The following is a 16,908-nucleotide window of genomic DNA, read 5'->3' on the forward strand; positions in this document are numbered from 1 at the left end:
CGGGCGTGGCTCTCCCCGCCGCCCCGTCCGCTCCCCCTCCGAAGGAGACGACTCGACGATGAGTTCCCCAGAGCTCGAGTTCACCGGGCGCCGCAGACGTCGCATCATTCTCGCCGCGTCGGCCGGAAACTTCGCGGAATGGTACGACTGGGGCGTCTACGGAGTGGTCGCGACGATCATCGCGACGCAGTTCTTCCCACCGGGCGATGCCGTGGTGGGGCTGCTCAGCACGTACGCCGTCTTCGCGCTCGGTTACCTGGCGCGGCCGTTCGGCGGGATCGTGTTCGGCCGCATCGGCGACAAGTTCGGGCGGAAACGGGCCCTGTCGCTGACGATCCTGGTGACGTGCGGCGGCACCGCGGCGATGGGTGTGCTCCCCACCTATGCCCAGATCGGCTTGGTGGCCCCGGTGCTGCTGGTGATCTGCCGGATGGCCCAGTCCATGGGCGCGGGCGGCGAGTACGCGAGCGCCATCAGCTTCGTCTACGAGCACAGCCCTGTTGGACACCGGGCCCGCAACGTCGCCCAGCTCGTGGCCACCACGTTCGTCGGCATCATGACCGGCACCGTGCTCGCACGTGTCGCCTCCGCCGTGATGAGCAAGGAGGCCTACAACGCCTACGGCTGGCGGATCCTGTTCTTCGTCGCCGTCCCGCTCGCGGCCTTCGGCTTCTACCTCCGGTCCCGGGTGGAGGAGACGCCGGAGTTCGAGGAGCTGGCCCGCGTGCGCCGCGAGACCGCGTCCGAGGCGTCGCCGGTGCGCTCGACCCTGCGCCAGCAGTGGCCCGCGATGACGGTGCTCCTGGTCTGCACGGCCAGCTACGCGCTGATCAGCACGACGATCACCTCGTACCTCACCACCTTCCTGATCGACGTCAACGGGCTCTCCACCGGCGACGCCTACAACGCGACGATCCTCAGCAACATCGCGGTGATCATCGCGACCCTCGTGATGGGCGTCGTCTGTGACCGGATCGGGCTCCGGCGCACTCTCACGATCGCCGGTGTCGTGGTCGCCGTCGCCGCGGTGCCCGTGCTGGCACTGGCGGCCCACGGTCTCGCGGGAGGGCTCATCGGTGGGTTCCTCATCGGCGCCTGCAAGGGGCTGCTCGCGGTGCCGGCGCTGCTCGCGCTGAGCGCGATCTTCCCCTCGGCGGTCCGGGTGACGGCCGGTGCGCTGGCCTACAACGTCGCCCAGTCCCTGTTCGGCGGCACCGGCCCGTTCATCGGCGTCTGGCTCAACGACACCACCGGCAGCCCGTACGGCTTCGGCGTGTACCTCGCGGTGCTCGCGCTGGTCACCGTCGTCGGGTCCATCGTGGGGCGCCGGGTGTTCGACCGCCGGTACTCCTCATCGCGCGACACACTCGACGCGTCGGGCCGCGGTGGTCCGGCGGCACAGCGGATGGCGGACACGGCATGAAGAACGACACCTTCGAGGTCATCGAGATCGTCCAGGGTTTCCCCGGGCGCAGCACGCGGCACGGCGGGCTCGGCTGGAGCAGCGTCACGCTCCTCCGCGGGACGGACCGGCTGGTGCTGGTCGACTCGGGGAGCTTCGGGATGCGCCCGATGCTCGCGGGGCGCCTGCGTGAGCAGGGGGTCGATCCGGCGGACGTGACCGACGTGCTGCTCACCCACGCCCACTACGACCACGCGGCCAACTACCTGCTGTTTCCCGGAGCCGCGGTGCACATCGGCGCCGAGGAGCTGGCCTGGGCGCAGGCCACCGGGGCCGCGTTCATCCCGCTCCCCGAGCTGTACGCGAAGGACCTGGCCGAAAACCCGCGCACCCACCGGATCCAGCCAGGACCGGACGGACGTGCAGAGGTCCTGCCGGGGATCACCGCCGTGGCCGCCCCCGGGCACACGCCGGGCAGCCTGGTGTTCCGGGTGAGCGGCTCCGCCGGTCCCGTCCTGTTCACCGGCGACGCCGCGAAGAACCGCGCTGAGCTGTTGTCCGGTGACGTCGACATGACGCTCGACCGCGACGCCAGCAGGAACACGCTCGCGATCATCCGCGGCCTGTGGCGCGAGCTCCCGGGCACCGTCGTCGTCCCGGGGCACGACGTGCCCATGACCTGGCCGGAGGGGAGCGAGGGCCCGCAATACGCCGGCGTGCGGCAGGCGGGGATCCAGGCGTGGTTCGGCGACGACCTCGAGAGCACCCACGACGTCGACCTGAGCCGCACCGAGGAGACCTGATGAACGAGACGACGATCCTGCCCGTCGACGAGCTCGGGGAGCTGGCGGCGGCCGCCCTCAGGGCGTCCGGTGTACCGGTCGGTGATGCCGCTGAGATCGCGCAGGTGCTGGTACTGGCCGACTTGTTCGGGATCCGCACCCACGGCGTCCAGCGGATTCCGCAGTACGTCGACCGCGCACGCCTCGGCGGGCTGTCTCCCGCGGCAACGGTCACCGTCGAACGCGTCGCGCCGGCGCTCGCCAGGGTCGACGGGGGCAACGGGATCGGTCCGCTCGTCGGTGCACGTGCTCTGGCGGCGGCCGTCGAAGGGGCCCGTAACGCGGGCATCGGTGCGGCCTTCGCCCGGCACAGCAACCACTTCGGGCCGGTGATGCCGTACCTGTTCCAGGCCACCGAGCAGGGCTTCGCGGCGATCATCGCCAGCAACGCCACCACGACCATCGCCCCGTCGGGCGGCCGCGAGGCGCGGGTCGGCAACAACCCGCTCGGCATCGGCGTCCCCGCGCCGGGCGGCGACCCCGTCCTGCTGGACATGGCCATGAGCGTGGTGGCCCGGGCCAAGATCCGGCAGGCCGCCAAGGCCGGGGAGAGCATCCCGGCCACGTGGGCGACCGACCGCGATGGCGCCCCGACCACCGACGCCGCGGCGGCGCTCGACGGCTTCCTGCTCCCGATCGGCGGGTACAAGGGCTACGGGCTGTCGCTGATGGTCGACCTGTTCGCCGGGCTCCTGTCCGGTGCCGCCTACCTGGACCACGTCAGCTCCTGGAGCGCCGACCCGGGGCGCGCCCAGGACCTCGGGCACGTGTTCATCCTCATCGACACCGCGCGCTTGATGGGTTCCGCCGACCTGGCCCGACGGATGTCGGACTTCGCCGGAATCCTCCACGACACACCGCCGTCCGACCCGGCCACGCCGGTACGGCTGCCCGGTGAGGCCGAGCTCGCGGCCTACCGCCGGCAGCAGCGCGAGGGAGTCGAGGTGCTGCGCGAGGACGTGGCCGCGCTGCGCGAGATGGCGGCGGGATCGGCGTGACGGCGCCCGCGCCGCCGCCGGGCGCGTTCGACTGTCACACCCACGTCTTCGGGCCCTTCGACCGTTTCCCGCTGTCCGCCGACCGCGCGTACACGCCCGGTCCCGCAGGCGTGGCACAGCTGCGCATCCACCTGGACTCGCTCGGCATCGAGCACGTCGTGCTGGTCCAGCCCAGCCCCTACGGGTCGGACAACTCGTGCCTGGTCGACGCCCTCTCCCAGCTCGGGCCCCGCGCCTGCGGAGTGGCCGTGATCGACCCCGCGACGACGGACGCCGAGCTGGGCGACCTGCACCGGGCCGGCGTCCGCGGGATCCGGGTCAACCTGCACAGCCGGGGAAACGGCCGGCCGATCAGTGACCTGCTGCCCGCCGCCGGTGAGCGCGTCGCACCGCTCGGATGGCACGTGCAGGTGTTCGCCGACGCGGAGACGCTGCTCGACGCGGCCACGACCGTCGCCGGGATGCCGGTTCCGGTCGTCATCGACCATCTCGGGTTGGTCCCGGGGCCCGGCCGGGCGCTCGACGGGATGTGTGAGCTCCTGGCGGAGCAGCACGTCTGGATCAAGTTGTCCGCCCCCGAACGTGCCACCGACAGCCCGGACGGTCCCGACGCGGCCGCGGTTGCGCGTGCCCTGCTGGCCGCCGCCCCCGACCGTACGGTGTGGGCGTCGGACTGGCCGCACACCGACGGGCGGGAGCGGCGGGATCCGCTCGCCGTCGAACCCTTCCGTGCGGTGGACGACCGGGCGGCCCTCGACCGGCTGTGGCGCTGGTGTGCCGGCGAGCAGGCCTGGCAGGACGTGCTCGCCGACAACCCGAGGCGCCTCTACGGGAGCTCGATCCCGGGCTGACGCCGCTGCTCGGACCGCCCGCTCGCGCCCATCGGTTGTCGTTTCCCGGTGGCCGATGTAGGAGTTGACCTTCGCGAGCCCGAGGGGGAGACATGGCCGAGGTGGACGCCGCGACAGACCGGGTGGTCGAGGGGGCGGTGCGCAAGGCCATGTGGCGGCTGCTGCCGTTCCTCGGTCTGTGCTACCTGCTGAACTACGTGGACCGCGTGAACGTCGGGTTCGCCGCGCTGACGATGAACCCCGACCTCGGGCTCTCCGCGGCCGCGTACGGCCTCGGCGCCGGGCTGTTCTTCATCGGCTACTTCTTCTTCGAGGTGCCCAGCAACGTCATCCTGCACCGCGTCGGTGCCCGCATCTGGATCGCGCGGATCATGATCACGTGGGGCGTGGTCGCGTCCGCCACGGCGTTCGTGCAGGGCGAGATCAGCTTCTACATCGTGCGGTTCCTGCTCGGCATCGCGGAGGCAGGCTTCTTCCCGGGCATCATCCTGTACCTGACGTACTGGTTCCCGCGGGCGCAGCGGGCGAAGGTCGTGGCGCTGTTCTTCCTGGCCGTCCCGCTGTCGTCGGTGCTCGGCGCGCCGATCTCCACACTGCTCATCCAGAACGGCGACGGGGTGCTCGGGTTCGACGCCGGATGGCGGTTCATGTTCTTCGTGGAGGGCATCCCGGCGCTGCTCGTGGGCGTGCTGGTGCTCGTGCTGCTGCCGGACCGCCCGAGCAGGGCCCGCTGGCTCTCCGGAGTGGAGCAGCAGGCACTGGAGCGGCGGATCGCCGACGAGGACGCCGCCCAGGTGCCGCAGGAGACCGGGCTGCTCGCAGGCCTGCGGGACGGGCGGGTCGTCGCGCTCTCGGTCATCTACTTCGGGGTCGTGTTCGGGCTCTACGTGCTCGCCTTCTTCCTCCCGCAGGTGGTGTCGGACCTGCAGGAACAGTTCGGCGTCCGCTTCTCGCTCGTCGAGATCGGGCTGATCACCGCCGTGCCGTACGTCGTCGCGTCGGTGGTCATGGTGCTGAACGCCCGGCACTCCGACCACACCGGCGAGCGGCGGTTGCACGTCGCTGTGCCCGCGTTCCTCGGGGCGGCGGGCGTCGCGGTGGCGCTCTACCTCGACTCGCCCTACCTCGTGATAGCGGCGATGACGCTGTGCGCGGTGGGTGTGTACTCGGCGATTCCCGTGATCTGGCAGCTCCCGAGCGCGTTCCTCACCGGCGTCGGGGCGGCGGCAGGGATCGCGCTGATCAACTCGTTCGGCAACCTGAGCGGCTTCGTCGGCCCGTACCTCACCGGCTGGCTGCAGGACCTCACGGGGAGCTTCCGCGCGGGCATGTTCGTCGTGGCCGCGTTCATGGTGCTGGCCGGGGTGATCGTCCTGCTGATCGGGCGGGAGAGGAACGAGGGGCCCGCCGGTGCGACCGGCAGGCCGGTGGGGCGAGGATGACGGCGGGAGGGCCGCCACCACCACCGCACGGGAGGACCAACCGATGACCCAGACGTCCGATCTCCAGCCGCGTAGCCGTGATGTCACGCAAGGGCTCGAACGCGCGGCCGCGCGCGGGATGCTGCGGGCCGTCGGCATGCGCGACGAGGACTTCTCCAAGCCGCAGATCGGGATCGCTTCGAGCTGGAACGAGATCACGCCCTGCAACCTCTCCCTGCAGCGTCTCGGCGTCGCGTCGAAGGAGGGTGTGCACCGGGCGGGCGGCTTCCCGATGGAGTTCGGCACGATCTCGGTGTCCGACGGCATCTCGATGGGCCACATCGGCATGCACTGGTCGCTGGTGAGCCGCGAGATCATCGCCGACTCCGTCGAGACCGTGGTGCAGGCCGAGCGGCTCGACGGCACGGTGCTGCTCGCCGGGTGCGACAAGAGCCTGCCCGGGATGCTGATGGCGGCTGCGCGGCTCGATCTCGCCGCGGTGTTCGTCTACGCGGGATCGATCCTCCCGGGCTACGTGAACGGCCGTGAGGTCAACATCGCCGACGCGTTCGAGGCGGTCGGGGCGTGTGCCCGCGGCCTGATCTCCCGCGAGGAGGTCGACGCGATCGAGCGCGCGATCTGCCCTGGCGAGGGCGCCTGCGGCGGGATGTACACGGCCAACACCATGGCGTCGGCCGCCGAGGCGCTCGGGATGGCCCTTCCCGGTTCGGCGAGCCCGCCCGCCGTCGACCGGCGCCGCGACGGGATCGCGCGCGCGTCCGGTGAGGCGGTCGTCGCGATGATCGAGAAGGGCATCACCGCCCGGCAGATCCTCACCCGCGAGGCCTTCGAGAACGCGATCGCCGTGGTGATGGCCTTCGGCGGCTCGACGAACGCGGTACTGCACCTGCTCGCGATCGCACACGAGGCGGGCGTCCCGCTGGAGCTCGACGACTTCAACCGGATCGGCGACCGCGTGCCGCACCTGGCCGACGTCAAGCCGTTCGGGGCGCACGTAATGTCCACGGTCGACCAGGTCGGCGGCGTGCCGGTGGTGATGAAGGCGCTGCTGGAGGCGGGGCTGCTGCACGGCGACGCGCTCACCGTCACCGGCGCCACGCTTGCGGAGAACCTCGCCGCGATCGACCCGCCCGACCTCGACGGCACCATCCTGCGGGCCCTCGACAACCCCATCCACCCCACCGGCGGCATCACGATCCTGCGCGGCTCGCTCGCCCCGGAGGGGGCCGTGGTGAAGAGCGCGGGCTTCGACTCGTCGCGGTTCGAGGGCACGGCACGGGTGTTCGACGGGGAGCAGGGGGCGATGACGGCCGTCGAGGACGGCACGCTCCAGCCCGGCGACGTCGTCGTGATCCGCTACGAAGGCCCGCGCGGCGGCCCGGGCATGCGCGAGATGCTGGCCGTCACCGGTGCGATCAAGGGCGCCGGGCTGGGCAAGGACGTCCTGCTGCTCACCGACGGGCGGTTCTCCGGCGCCACCACGGGCCTCTGCGTGGGGCACGTGGCGCCGGAGGCCACCGACGGCGGCCCGATCGCCTTCGTCCAGGACGGCGACAGGGTCGTGCTGGACATGGCGAAGCGCACCCTGGACCTCCTGGTGGACGACGCCGAACTAGAGCGCCGCCGGGAGACGTGGTCACCCCCCGAGCCCACGCTGCGCACCGGGGTGCTGGGCAAATACGCGAAGCTGGTCGGCTCCGCAGCCCAGGGAGCCGTCTGCACCTAGTCGCATTGTGGAGCCGTAGCGCTGTGACGGGCCGCGTCTCAGCAGCACTACGGCTCCAACACGTGGGGTCCGCTCAGATGGAGCAGGAGCCGTCGGCGCAGGTGTCACCGTCCCGGCCGGCCGGGGTTAGTACCTGGCGCGGGTGGCTCTTCTCCCAGGCTGTGTCCAGCACTTCGACCAGCGTCTCGGCCGGCTGGGCGCCGGACACCCCGTACGTCCGGTCGATCACGAAGAACGGCACCCCGTTGATGCCGAACGCCTGGGCCTGGCGCTCGTCGGCGCGCACCTCGTCGGCGAAGCGGTCGGACGCGAGGACCTCCCGGGCCTCGTCGGCGTCCAGTCCGGCCTCGGCGCCGAGCCGCACCAGCGTCTCGGGGTCGCCGATGCGCTCACCCTCGGTGAGGTAGGCGCGGAGCAGGCGTTCCTTGACCGCATCCTGGACGCCGCGCTCGCCGCCGAGGTGGATCAGCCGGTGGGCGTCGAAGGTGTTGCCGCCGCGGGCGTGCTCGAAGTGGAACTCCCAGCCGTCCGCCGCGGCGGTCTCCGTCATCTGGCGGTGCATCCCGTCGGCCTGCTCCCGCGAGACGCCGTACTTCGACGCCAGGTGCTCGGCCAGGTCGCCCTCGCGCTCCTGGGGTGCGGCCGGGTCGAGCTCGAAGCTCCGCCAGGTGACCTCGACCTCGTCACGGTGCGCGAACTGCGCGAGTGCTTTTTCGAATCGGCGCTTCCCGATCGCACACCACGGGCAGACGACGTCCGACCAGATCTCCACCTTCATGCCCGGATCAACCAGACGTGGCGGACGCTTGTTCCAATACGTCCCGCGCGACCAGGGTGATCGCCCGGCCGTCGACGAGCACCAGTACCGGGCCGTCACCCGCCAGTCGTACCCTGGCCTCCGCGAGGTTCTCACCGGCTCCGACCGAGGCGGGTGCGGGCCCTGCGTGGCCGGCCACGTCGTCGCCGGCGCGGGCGGGGTCGGCGGCCACGAGCGCGCGCAGGTGGGCGGCCTCGACCACACCGAGCACCTCCGGTGCGGAGCGCGTCGGCGCCTCGGACTCGCGCGCGACGACGACGGCCACGAGGCCCTCGGGGTGCGCATCGAGGACGGCCGCGACGGTGTGGCCCGCGTGCGCGACGGCGAGGCCCTGCTGCGGCACGACGTCGCGCACGAACGGACCCTGTGGGGCGTCGAGGAACCCCAGGTGCGTCATCCAGTCGTCGTCGAAGTACTTGGACAGGTAGTTGCGTCCGGAGTCGGGCAGGATCGCGACGACCAGGTGCTCGGGTCCGAGCTCGGCCGCCACCCGCAGCGCCGCGGCCACCGCCGTGCCGGCCGAGCCGCCGACGAGCAACCCCTCCTCGCGCGCGAGCCTGCGCGCGACCATCAGCGACTCCCGATCGGGGATGCGCTCGAACCTGTCGAGTACGCCCTGGTCGTAGGCGGTGGGCCACACGTCCACCGGGCTGGCGGGGTGCAGGTAGTGTCCGATGCTCTCCACGAAGTACGGGCTGCCGTCGCCGCCGGAATACACCGAGGTGGCAGGGTCCGCGCCGATCACCGTGACCCCGTGCTGCTTGAGGTAGCGCCCGGTGCCGCTGATCGTGCCGCCGGTGCCCACACCCGCCACGAGGTGTGTGATCCGCCCGCCGGTCTGCTCCCAGATCTCCGGGCCGGTGGTCAGCTCGTGGATCCGCGGGTTGGCCGGGTTGTCGTACTGGTTGGCGTGCCACCCGCCGGGCGTCTCCTCGGCGATGCGCCGGGCCATGTTGTTGACATGGTCGGGGTGGTCGCGCGGCACCTTGCCGGTGGTCTGCACGACCTGCGCGCCGTACGCCCGCAGGAGTGCCACCTTCTCCCGCGCGATCGTGTCGGGGACCACCACGATCGTCCGATACCCGCGCTGGGCGGCCACCATGGCGAGCCCGACACCGGTATTGCCCGACGTCCCTTCGACGATCACACCGCCGGGCCGTAGGTCACCGAGCCGCTCGGCCTCGAGGACCATGGCCAGCGCGGCCCGGTCCTTGACGCTGCCGCCGGGGTTGGCGAACTCGACCTTGACGTAGACAGCGGCCGGGAGCCCCTCGGTGATCCGGTTGAGCCGGAACAGAGGAGTGTTGCCGACGGCGTCGAGTACGGACTCGTGAACGCTCACGTTGACCGATTGTCCCTCCGGATGGACGCCGGGGGACCGTCGTAGCCTGGAAAAGGTGACCCAACTTCCAGAGGACTGGGACCAATGGCGTAAGCAGGTCGACCTCGACCACTACGACGAGCGCTGGCAACGGATGGCCGCTGCGGGGGAGAACCCGCACGGCGAGGCAGACCTGATCGCGTCCTTCGAGCCGACTTCCGTGCTGGACGGGGGCTGCGGCACGGGGCGCGTCGGGATCGAGCTCGCGCGCCGCGGGATCGCGGTGCTGGGCGTGGACGTCGACGAGGACATGATCGCCGCCGCGCGGGCCAAGGCTCCCGATCTGGAATGGGTGGCGAGCGGCCTGGGCGAGCTGGCGCGACCGGAGCGGTTCGACGTGGTTGCCCTGGCCGGCAACGTCATTCCGTACGTCGCCGCCGGAGGCCATGCGGACGTGGTACGGGGTTGCGCCCAGCATCTGCGGCCGGGCGGACGGCTCGTCGCGGGTTTCCAGCTCCAGGACGGATGGCCGACGCTCGCCGACTACGACGGCTGGTGTGAGGCGGCGGGCCTGGAGCCGGAGGAACGGTTCGCGACGTGGGCCCGGGAGCCGTACGTCGGAGGGAACTACGCGGTGTCGGTCCACCGGCGCCGCTGAGCGCCCACCCGCCGAGAAGCCCGATGGGTGTTGTTCGTCAGGTTCGGACGGCCACCGCTGCGTCCAGGGCGGCGCGCATCTGGTCCACCGGCCCGGGGCGGCCGGTCATCAGCTCCACCTGCGCGACGGCCTGGTGCAGCAGCATCTCCAGCCCGCTCACGACGTGCGCTCCGGCGGCCTCGGCGGTGGCGGCGAACACCGTGGGCCAGGGCGCGTAGACCACGTCCAGCAGCACGGTTCCCGCGCCTGCCCCGGCGAGGTTGTCGGCGGCTCCTGCCGGCAGTGTGGAGATCACGACGTCGGCACCGGTGATCGCGGCGCTGGTCAGGGCCGGGTCGGCCAGCGTGGCGCTGACGGCGGGGGACACCCCGATCCGCTCGGCTGCGGCGCCCAGCTCGCCCGTCCTCTCCAGGGAGCGCACGAGCACGTCCACCTCGGGGATCCCCAGTTCACGCAGCGCGGCGAGCGAGGCCTGGGCCGTGCCGCCCGCGCCCAGCACCACGGCCCGCCGAGCGGGCCTCACCTCGCCCACACCCGCTCCGCGCAGCGCGGCGACGAGTCCGGCCACGTCGGTGTTGTCGGCGAACCGGCGCCCCTCGCGCAGGACGAGGGTGTTGGCGGCGCCGGTGGCCGAGGCCAGCGGCGAGACCTCGGCGGCGACCTCCAGGGCCACCCGCTTCAGCGGCATCGTCAGGGACAGCCCGGCCCACTCACTGTCGAGACCGGCGACGAAGCCTTCCAGCCCGGCCTCGTCGCATTCGTGCAGCTCGTAGTGCCAGTCGTCCAGTCCCAGTGCGGCGTAGGCGGCGGTGTGCAGCACGGGCGACAGCGAGTGGGCGACCGGAGAGCCGAGGACGGCGGCGCGCATCGGACCAGTATCTGGCAGCCGCCGGCCGGGGACCACGCGGGTCGACCGTTCCCGGCGCGCCGGGCCGCCGCCGTCCGCTGGATCGCGGCGAGTGAGGCCGCTGCTTCTGGACGCACCAGGTCGCGGGATGAGAATCGCCGGCCCGTCAGGAACTCCCCGGCGACGAGGGACGGCGAGCCCGACAGTCGCTCCGACCCGCCGGAGGAATCGGAGGCAAAGGGGCGTTTCGGGCATTCGTCAACGCCGGATCGGTGATGTCGCGGCGATATGTCAGGCTGCGCCGATGATGGGGGAGACGATTCTCGTCCTCGGGGGACGGAGCGAAATCGGACTGGCCGTGGCGCGCAGGCTCGCGCCCGGATCGACGGTCGTGCTTGCTGCGCGCCGAAGCGCGGATCTCGACGCCGAGGAGAAGTCACTGCTCGACGCCGGGGCCACCGCGGTGGACCGGGTCGAGTTCGACGCCGACGACCTGGCGTCGCATCGTGCGGTGCTGCTCGACGTCGTGCGCCGCCACCACAGGCTCGACACCGTGGTGGTCGCGTTCGGCGTGCTCGGCGACCAGGCGCGCGCTGAGCTCGACCCGGATCACGCCGTGGAGATCGTGCACACCGACTACGTGGCGCACGTCGCCGTGCTCACGCAGCTCGCAGCCGTGATGCGCACGCAGGGGAAGGGCACGCTCGTCGTCTTCTCATCCGTCGCCGGCGCGCGGGTCCGCCGCGCGAATTACGTCTACGGCTCGGCGAAAGCCGGCTTGGACGGGTTCGCGAGCGGGCTGTCCGACGCGCTGCACGGCAGCGGCGTGCGGTTGCTGCTGGTGCGGCCGGGGTTCGTGGTGGGGCGGATGACGGAGGGGATGACGCCTGCCCCGTTCTCGTCCACACCGGACCAGGTCGCGGACGCGACGGTGCGTGCGCTGCGCCGTGGCCAGGGCGAGGTGTGGGTGCCTGCTGTGCTGCGGCCGATCTTCGCCGTTCTGCGGCACGCACCTCGCGCGCTGTGGCGCCGTATGCCCCGCTGAACGGGACGTATGGCGGGCGCCCGGCAGCTGCGGTCCGACACGGGGCCCGGCGGTACCGTCGACGGTCATGGGAGCCGACGGGTCGGCCACCACGAGCCCGGTCCGGCCGATCGCGGCCGCGTGGCTCGCCGATGTCGACGTGCTCACCGACCGGCTGATGTCGGCGATCTTCACCGACAATCCCGAGTGGACCGACTACGGACCGGTACCCCGTGAGGATCTCCGGGACGGCAGCCGGCGCTACCTGACACGGGTCCTGGAGATCCTCGGCGGTGCCCGATCCATGGCCGTGGACGACGATGTCGCCGCGCAGATCGGACGTCAACGCGCCGAGCAGGGCGTTTCGCTGGAAGTGATACTGCGGACGTTCCGGCTCGGCGGCCGCATCGTCTGGGAGGCGTTGCTGGAACGGGCGAGCGGCGCGGAGATCGAGCCCGGGGCCATCGGCGCCACCGCAACAGCGATGTGGACGGTCGTCGACGGCCTGTCGTCGGCGCTGTCCACCTCGTACCGGCAGGCCCAGCTCGAACGGCTGCGTGGCGACGAACAGCACAAGCACGCGCTGGTCGAGGAGGTACTGGCCGGCCGGGCCATGGACGGCGGGTTCGGTCAGCGGGTCGCCGACCAGCTCGAGCTCCCCGTCGGCGGTGGCTACCTGGTCGTCGTCGCCGACCTCGGCGCCGATGGCTCCGCTGCTCTGCGCAATCCGCAGACGGCGCTGGCCGCCGTGGGTGTCCGGTCGGTCTGGCACGTCCGTGCGGACACGCTCGTCGGTCTGATCCCGCTGAACGGGCACGACGTGCAGTTCGTGCTCGATCGGCTCGGGCCGCTCGCGCGTGGGAGGGCGGCCGCTGCGTCGACGTCCCGTGGACTCGCCGACGTCGGGCTCGCGCACCGGCTCGCCGCCGTCGCATTGGGCACTCTGCCCACAGGAACCGTCGGGCTCGTGCCCATCGAGGACCGTTACCCCGAGTCGCTCCTCCTCAGCGAACCGGAGCTCTGCAGGCGGTTGGTGCGCACATGGCTCGGGCCGATCCTCGACCTCCCTGCGAGGGAGCGTGACCTGCTGCTGGAGACGCTCGCCGGCTGGCTGGACGCGGACAGATCGGCAGGAGCCGCGGCAACGCTGCTCTACTGCCACCGCAACACCGTGCTCAACCGCCTGCAGCGGATCTCGACGCTCGTCGGGCGCGACCTGTCGGGGCGCCAGGCCTACGTCGAGCTCTCGCTGGCGCTCACCGCGATCGGCCTGCCCGGCGACGCCTTCTCGCGCTGACCGCTGAGGGTTGGGCAATCTGCCCAATCCGGTGCCTCCAGACGTGGGCATCCGATCATGGTGCCCCGCGCTGCCGCCGACGACAGTGAGCTGTGCAGGCGCTGATCGAAGGAGCGGGTATGGCGACGAGGACGTCCGAACGTGCGCGACGCACGTCGGCGAAGGCAGGCTCCCCTCTCGACGCCGAGGATCCGGAGACATTGTGCGAGTACTTCCGCCGGATGGTCCTGATCCGGCGGTTCGAGGAACGCGCCGCCCAGGGCTACACCCAGGCGAAGATCGGCGGCTACTGCCACCTGAACCTCGGTGAGGAGGCGACGGTCGTCGGTCTCATGGCCGCACTTCGGCCGACCGACTACCTGTTCGCGAACTACCGCGAGCACGGCTATGCCATCGCCAAGGGGATCGCGCCCGGCCGCGTGATGGCCGAGCTCTACGGCCGCACGACCGGCACCTCCAAGGGGTGGGGCGGGTCGATGCACATGTTCGACCGCGACACGCGGCTGCTCGGCGGCTACGGCGTCGTCGGCGGCCAGGTGCCGCTCGCGACCGGCGCCGCTCTGGCGATCGACTACCGCGGCGGCGACGAGGTCGTCATGTGCCAGATGGGGGACGGGACCACCAACATCGGTGCCTTCCACGAGTCGCTGAACATCGCCGCGCTCTGGAACCTCCCGATCGTCTTCGTGATCGTCAACAACGGGCTCGGCATGGGCACCGTCGTCGAGCGGTCCTCCGCCGAGCCGGAGCTCTACAAGCGCGCGGCCGCCTACCGCATGCACGGCGAGCGGGTGGACGGCAACGACGTGCTGGCCGTCCGGGAAGCGGCGCGCCGCCTCGTGGAGCGGGCCCGGACCGAGGGGCGGCCCGCCCTGCTGGAGACGGTCAGCGCCCGGCTCAAGGGCCACTCGGTCGTCGACCCCGCGCGGTACCGCACCGAGGCCGAGAACACGGCTGCGCGGGACGCCGACCCGGTAGCGCGGTTGCGCGCAGCGCTGATCGCCGCGCAGGTCGCGGACGAGGACGAACTGGCGGGGATCGAGACCGACGCGCGGGCCGAGGCCGATGCGGCCGTCTCCTTCGCCGAGGCGAGCCCGCACCCGGACGTCTCGACGCTCTTCGACTACACCTACGCCACCCCGGTCGCCGGTGACTCCCGCCGGCTCCCGGCCGACCCCCTCTTCCGATGATCGAGGACGACCAGTGCCCGTCATGACCTACCGCGAGGCCCTCCGCAGCACCCTGCGCGAGGAACTGCTCCGCGACGACGACGTCTTCCTGATCGGGGAAGAGATCGGCGTCTTCGAAGGCTCCTACAAGATCACCGCCGGTCTGCTCACCGAGTTCGGCGAGAAGCGGGTGCGTGACACCCCGATCGCCGAGACCGGGTTCGTCGGGGCGGCGATCGGCGCCGCCATGCTCGGCCTGCGGCCGGTCGTCGAGATCATGACGATCAACTTCTCGCTGCTCGCGCTCGACCAGATCGTCAACCATGCGGCGAAGATCTACGGGATGTTCGGCGGCCAGACGAGCGTCCCGATGGTCATCAGGACTCCTGGCGGAGGTGGCCAGCAGCTCGGCGCCACGCACTCGCAGAACATCGAGCTCTACTACGCGTTCGTCCCGGGGCTGAAGGTCGTGGCTCCGAGCACGCCCGCCGACGCGAAGGCGCTCCTGCTCGCCGCGATCCGTGACGACGATCCGGTGCTGTTCCTGGAGAACCTCGCGCTCTACAACTCCAGCGGAGAGGTGCCCGACGACCTCGGTCCGGCCGAGATCGGCCGCGCGGCGGTGACCCGCGAGGGCACGGACATCACGGTCGTCGGGTACTCCCGGATGGCGGCGGTGGCCCACGAGGTGGCCGACCAGCTCGCAGAGTCCGGGATCTCCGCCGAGGTCGTGGACCTGCGCAGCCTCCGCCCCCTCGACCGCGACACGATCGTCGCGTCGGTACGCAAGACCGGATGCGCCGTGGTGGCCGAGGACGACTGGCTCACCTACGGGATCGGTGCCGAGATCGCCGCGACGATCTCGGACGGTGCGTTCGACTACCTCGACGCCCCGGTGCGCCGTGTCGCCGCGGCGGAGGTGCCGCTGCCCTACGCCAAGCCGCTCGAACAGGCCGCGCTGCCCTCGGCCGACTCACTGGTGACCGCCGTGCGGGAAACCCTCGCCGCGGTGGGCCGACGCCGCTGACCAGACCCGACGCCACCCGGAACGGACCTGCCCGATGCCCGACATCACGATGCCCCGCCTCTCCGACACCATGGAGGAGGGCGTCATCTCGACCTGGCGCAAGAAGGTGGGCGACACGATCGCCGCCGGGGACGTTCTCGTCGAGATCGAGACCGACAAGGCGATCATGGAGCTCGAGGCCTACGACGACGGCGTGCTCGAGCGCGTCCTCGTCGGAGAGGGTGAGAGCGCACCGATCGGCACGCCGATCGGGGTGATCGGCGACGGCTCCGGGACTGCGGCCACACCGTCCGAACCCGCCGTCGCGGCCGCTCCCGCTCCGGATGCACCGGAGGCAGGGGTACCGGCGGGAGCGCGGCCGGTCGAGCCGGCTCCGGAGCTCTCCGCCCTGCCCCGCGACGGGCGCCCGCTCGCGTCGCCGCTGGCTCGCCGACTCGCTCGGGAGCGCGGCGTCGACCTGCGCAACGTCCGCGGCACGGGTCCCCACGGCCGCATCATCCGGGCCGACATCATCGCTTTCGCGGAGGCCACTCCCGGGACGGCCGCGGAGACGCCCGGAGCGCAGGCGCCCTCCGGCGCAGCCGGCCCGGGTCCGGTCGAGGTCGCGCCGGTCCCGGCGCCCGCGGGTGGATCCGAGGCCGAGCAGGACGTCGTCGAGGTGCCGCTCTCCACGATGCAGCGCGTCGCCGCCGCCCGGCTGACGCGCAGCATGCAGGAGGCGCCGCACTTCTTCCTGACCAGCGCCGTCGACGTCACCGATCTGATCGAGTTCCGGACCACGCTCAACGCGACGCTGACGGCCGCCGGTGGGCCGAAGGTCAGCCTCAACGACCTCGTCGTCAAGGCGGTGGCCACCGCCGTTCGCGCCCACCCGGAGGTCAACGTCTCCTTCGCGGGTGACTTCCTGCGCCGCCACCTGCGGGTCAACGTCGGCGTGGCGGTCGCCGTCCCGGCAGGCCTGCTCGTGCCGGTCGTCCGTGACGCGGATCGCAAGAGCGTGTCGGAGATCGCCGCGGAGACCCGCGAGAAGTCGGTCCGCGCCCGCGACGGCGGGCTCCGGGCCGACGAGATGAGCGGCGGGACGATCACCGTCTCGAACCTCGGGATGTACGGGATCGAGCAGTTCACCGCCGTGATCAACCCGCCCGAGGCGGTGATCCTGGCGGTCGGTGCCGCTGCCGAGGAGATCCGCCCCCGGGGCGGTGAGGCCGTCGTCCGGTCGATCCTGCGGCTCACGCTCTCCTGCGATCACCGCGTGGTCGACGGGGCCACGGGCGCGTTGTTCCTGCAGACGCTCGTGGCACTGCTCGAGAACCCGCTGCGCATCCTCGCCTGACCGGCACCAGTGCGACCGTCTGCCGAGCCGTCCGAAATGGAGTTAATACGGCCGCTTCGGCTGGATGCAGCATTGCTCCCGTAACGCTACGGTCATCCGCGTTTCGCAGTATTGCCTTCCGTCGGGGAGCCACCGGGCCGGTCGAGCGTCA

The 16,908-nt window shown here is 71.7% G+C and carries 15 protein-coding genes; 12 read left to right on the forward strand and 3 right to left on the reverse strand.

From position 1 onward, the window contains the following. The first annotated feature begins 58 nt into the window (after nucleotides 1-58). The 6 genes from ACQPZQ_RS13740 to ilvD all read left to right on the forward strand — a co-directional run bounded on the left by ACQPZQ_RS13740 (nucleotide 59) and on the right by ilvD (nucleotide 7,261). On the forward strand, nucleotides 59-1,423 hold the full coding sequence (locus tag ACQPZQ_RS13740; protein WP_433295628.1) for an MFS transporter: 1,365 nt from the start codon (nucleotides 59-61) through the stop codon (nucleotides 1,421-1,423). Next, nucleotides 1,420-2,205, forward strand: coding sequence for an MBL fold metallo-hydrolase (locus ACQPZQ_RS13745; protein WP_433295630.1), 786 nt, complete (start codon nucleotides 1,420-1,422; stop codon nucleotides 2,203-2,205). Before ACQPZQ_RS13740 ends, ACQPZQ_RS13745 begins: the two co-directional genes overlap by 4 nt. Then, complete coding sequence (locus ACQPZQ_RS13750; protein WP_433295632.1) at nucleotides 2,205-3,242, forward strand: Ldh family oxidoreductase; 1,038 nt, start codon at nucleotides 2,205-2,207, stop codon at nucleotides 3,240-3,242. Before ACQPZQ_RS13745 ends, ACQPZQ_RS13750 begins: the two co-directional genes overlap by 1 nt. After that, a complete protein-coding gene (locus tag ACQPZQ_RS13755) occupies nucleotides 3,239-4,093 on the forward strand; it encodes an amidohydrolase family protein (RefSeq protein WP_433295634.1) in 855 nt (284 codons plus the stop codon). The genes ACQPZQ_RS13750 and ACQPZQ_RS13755 overlap by 4 nt, the downstream gene beginning before the upstream one ends. Nucleotides 4,094-4,185: 92 nt before the next feature. After that, nucleotides 4,186-5,535: an MFS transporter gene (locus ACQPZQ_RS13760; protein WP_433295635.1), complete on the forward strand. Its 1,350-nt coding sequence runs from the start codon at nucleotides 4,186-4,188 to the stop codon at nucleotides 5,533-5,535. A gap of 43 nt (nucleotides 5,536-5,578) precedes the next feature. Then, nucleotides 5,579-7,261, forward strand: coding sequence for a dihydroxy-acid dehydratase (gene ilvD / locus ACQPZQ_RS13765; protein ID WP_433295637.1), 1,683 nt, complete (start codon nucleotides 5,579-5,581; stop codon nucleotides 7,259-7,261). 73 nt (nucleotides 7,262-7,334) lie between these two features. Here ilvD and ACQPZQ_RS13770 read toward each other — a convergent pair whose 3' ends face one another. Both ACQPZQ_RS13770 and ACQPZQ_RS13775 read right to left on the reverse strand, forming a co-directional pair. Continuing rightward, the gene (locus ACQPZQ_RS13770) at nucleotides 7,335-8,039 is read right to left on the reverse strand and encodes a DsbA family oxidoreductase (protein WP_433295639.1); all 705 of its coding nucleotides are present in this window, start codon (nucleotides 8,037-8,039) and stop codon (nucleotides 7,335-7,337) included. Between the two features lie 7 nt (nucleotides 8,040-8,046). Then, nucleotides 8,047-9,420 (reverse strand): PLP-dependent cysteine synthase family protein, encoded by a 1,374-nt coding sequence (locus tag ACQPZQ_RS13775; protein WP_433295641.1) that lies wholly within the window; start codon nucleotides 9,418-9,420, stop codon nucleotides 8,047-8,049. A 55-nt stretch (nucleotides 9,421-9,475) separates the two neighbouring features. Here ACQPZQ_RS13775 and ACQPZQ_RS13780 point away from each other — a divergent pair, with 55 nt between their 5' ends. Continuing rightward, nucleotides 9,476-10,057: a class I SAM-dependent DNA methyltransferase gene (locus tag ACQPZQ_RS13780; RefSeq protein ID WP_433295643.1), complete on the forward strand. Its 582-nt coding sequence runs from the start codon at nucleotides 9,476-9,478 to the stop codon at nucleotides 10,055-10,057. A 37-nt stretch (nucleotides 10,058-10,094) separates the two neighbouring features. Here ACQPZQ_RS13780 and ACQPZQ_RS13785 read toward each other — a convergent pair whose 3' ends face one another. Further along, complete coding sequence (locus ACQPZQ_RS13785) at nucleotides 10,095-10,925, reverse strand: shikimate dehydrogenase (protein ID WP_433295645.1); 831 nt, start codon at nucleotides 10,923-10,925, stop codon at nucleotides 10,095-10,097. Nucleotides 10,926-11,211: 286 nt separating this feature from the next. Between ACQPZQ_RS13785 and ACQPZQ_RS13790 the strand changes: the two genes are divergently transcribed. From ACQPZQ_RS13790 to ACQPZQ_RS13810, 5 genes are all read left to right on the forward strand, one after another. Then, nucleotides 11,212-11,949 carry an SDR family NAD(P)-dependent oxidoreductase gene (locus tag ACQPZQ_RS13790; RefSeq protein WP_433299182.1) on the forward strand — a complete coding sequence of 246 codons (738 nt, stop codon included), beginning with the start codon at nucleotides 11,212-11,214 and terminating at the stop codon, nucleotides 11,947-11,949. Nucleotides 11,950-12,016: 67 nt separating this feature from the next. Next, on the forward strand, nucleotides 12,017-13,225 hold the full coding sequence (locus tag ACQPZQ_RS13795; RefSeq protein ID WP_433295647.1) for a PucR family transcriptional regulator: 1,209 nt from the start codon (nucleotides 12,017-12,019) through the stop codon (nucleotides 13,223-13,225). 119 nt (nucleotides 13,226-13,344) lie between these two features. Then, nucleotides 13,345-14,415: a pyruvate dehydrogenase (acetyl-transferring) E1 component subunit alpha gene (pdhA, locus tag ACQPZQ_RS13800; protein WP_433295649.1), complete on the forward strand. Its 1,071-nt coding sequence runs from the start codon at nucleotides 13,345-13,347 to the stop codon at nucleotides 14,413-14,415. A gap of 13 nt (nucleotides 14,416-14,428) precedes the next feature. Continuing rightward, the gene (locus ACQPZQ_RS13805; RefSeq protein ID WP_433295651.1) at nucleotides 14,429-15,421 is read left to right on the forward strand and encodes an alpha-ketoacid dehydrogenase subunit beta; all 993 of its coding nucleotides are present in this window, start codon (nucleotides 14,429-14,431) and stop codon (nucleotides 15,419-15,421) included. A 34-nt stretch (nucleotides 15,422-15,455) separates the two neighbouring features. Further along, the gene (locus tag ACQPZQ_RS13810) at nucleotides 15,456-16,757 is read left to right on the forward strand and encodes a dihydrolipoamide acetyltransferase family protein (RefSeq protein WP_433295653.1); all 1,302 of its coding nucleotides are present in this window, start codon (nucleotides 15,456-15,458) and stop codon (nucleotides 16,755-16,757) included. Nucleotides 16,758-16,908 lie beyond the last annotated feature (151 nt).

It is taken from the genome of Pseudonocardia sp. CA-142604, from assembly GCF_050948475.1.
Taxonomy (GTDB): Bacteria; Actinomycetota; Actinomycetes; order Mycobacteriales; family Pseudonocardiaceae; genus Pseudonocardia; species Pseudonocardia alaniniphila.

Coding starts and splice junctions, on each gene's coding strand:
- ACQPZQ_RS13795 (WP_433295647.1), top strand. CDS start 12,017: ATGGGAGCCGACGGGTCGGCCACCACGAGCCCGGTCCGGCCGATCGCG.
- ACQPZQ_RS13785 (WP_433295645.1), bottom strand. CDS start 10,925: ATGCGCGCCGCCGTCCTCGGCTCTCCGGTCGCCCACTCGCTGTCGCCC.
- ACQPZQ_RS13740 (WP_433295628.1), top strand. CDS start 59: ATGAGTTCCCCAGAGCTCGAGTTCACCGGGCGCCGCAGACGTCGCATC.
- ACQPZQ_RS13750 (WP_433295632.1), top strand. CDS start 2,205: ATGAACGAGACGACGATCCTGCCCGTCGACGAGCTCGGGGAGCTGGCG.
- ACQPZQ_RS13790 (WP_433299182.1), top strand. CDS start 11,212: ATGGGGGAGACGATTCTCGTCCTCGGGGGACGGAGCGAAATCGGACTG.
- ilvD (WP_433295637.1), top strand. CDS start 5,579: ATGACCCAGACGTCCGATCTCCAGCCGCGTAGCCGTGATGTCACGCAA.
- pdhA (WP_433295649.1), top strand. CDS start 13,345: ATGGCGACGAGGACGTCCGAACGTGCGCGACGCACGTCGGCGAAGGCA.
- ACQPZQ_RS13770 (WP_433295639.1), bottom strand. CDS start 8,039: ATGAAGGTGGAGATCTGGTCGGACGTCGTCTGCCCGTGGTGTGCGATC.
- ACQPZQ_RS13745 (WP_433295630.1), top strand. CDS start 1,420: ATGAAGAACGACACCTTCGAGGTCATCGAGATCGTCCAGGGTTTCCCC.
- ACQPZQ_RS13760 (WP_433295635.1), top strand. CDS start 4,186: ATGGCCGAGGTGGACGCCGCGACAGACCGGGTGGTCGAGGGGGCGGTG.
- ACQPZQ_RS13810 (WP_433295653.1), top strand. CDS start 15,456: ATGCCCGACATCACGATGCCCCGCCTCTCCGACACCATGGAGGAGGGC.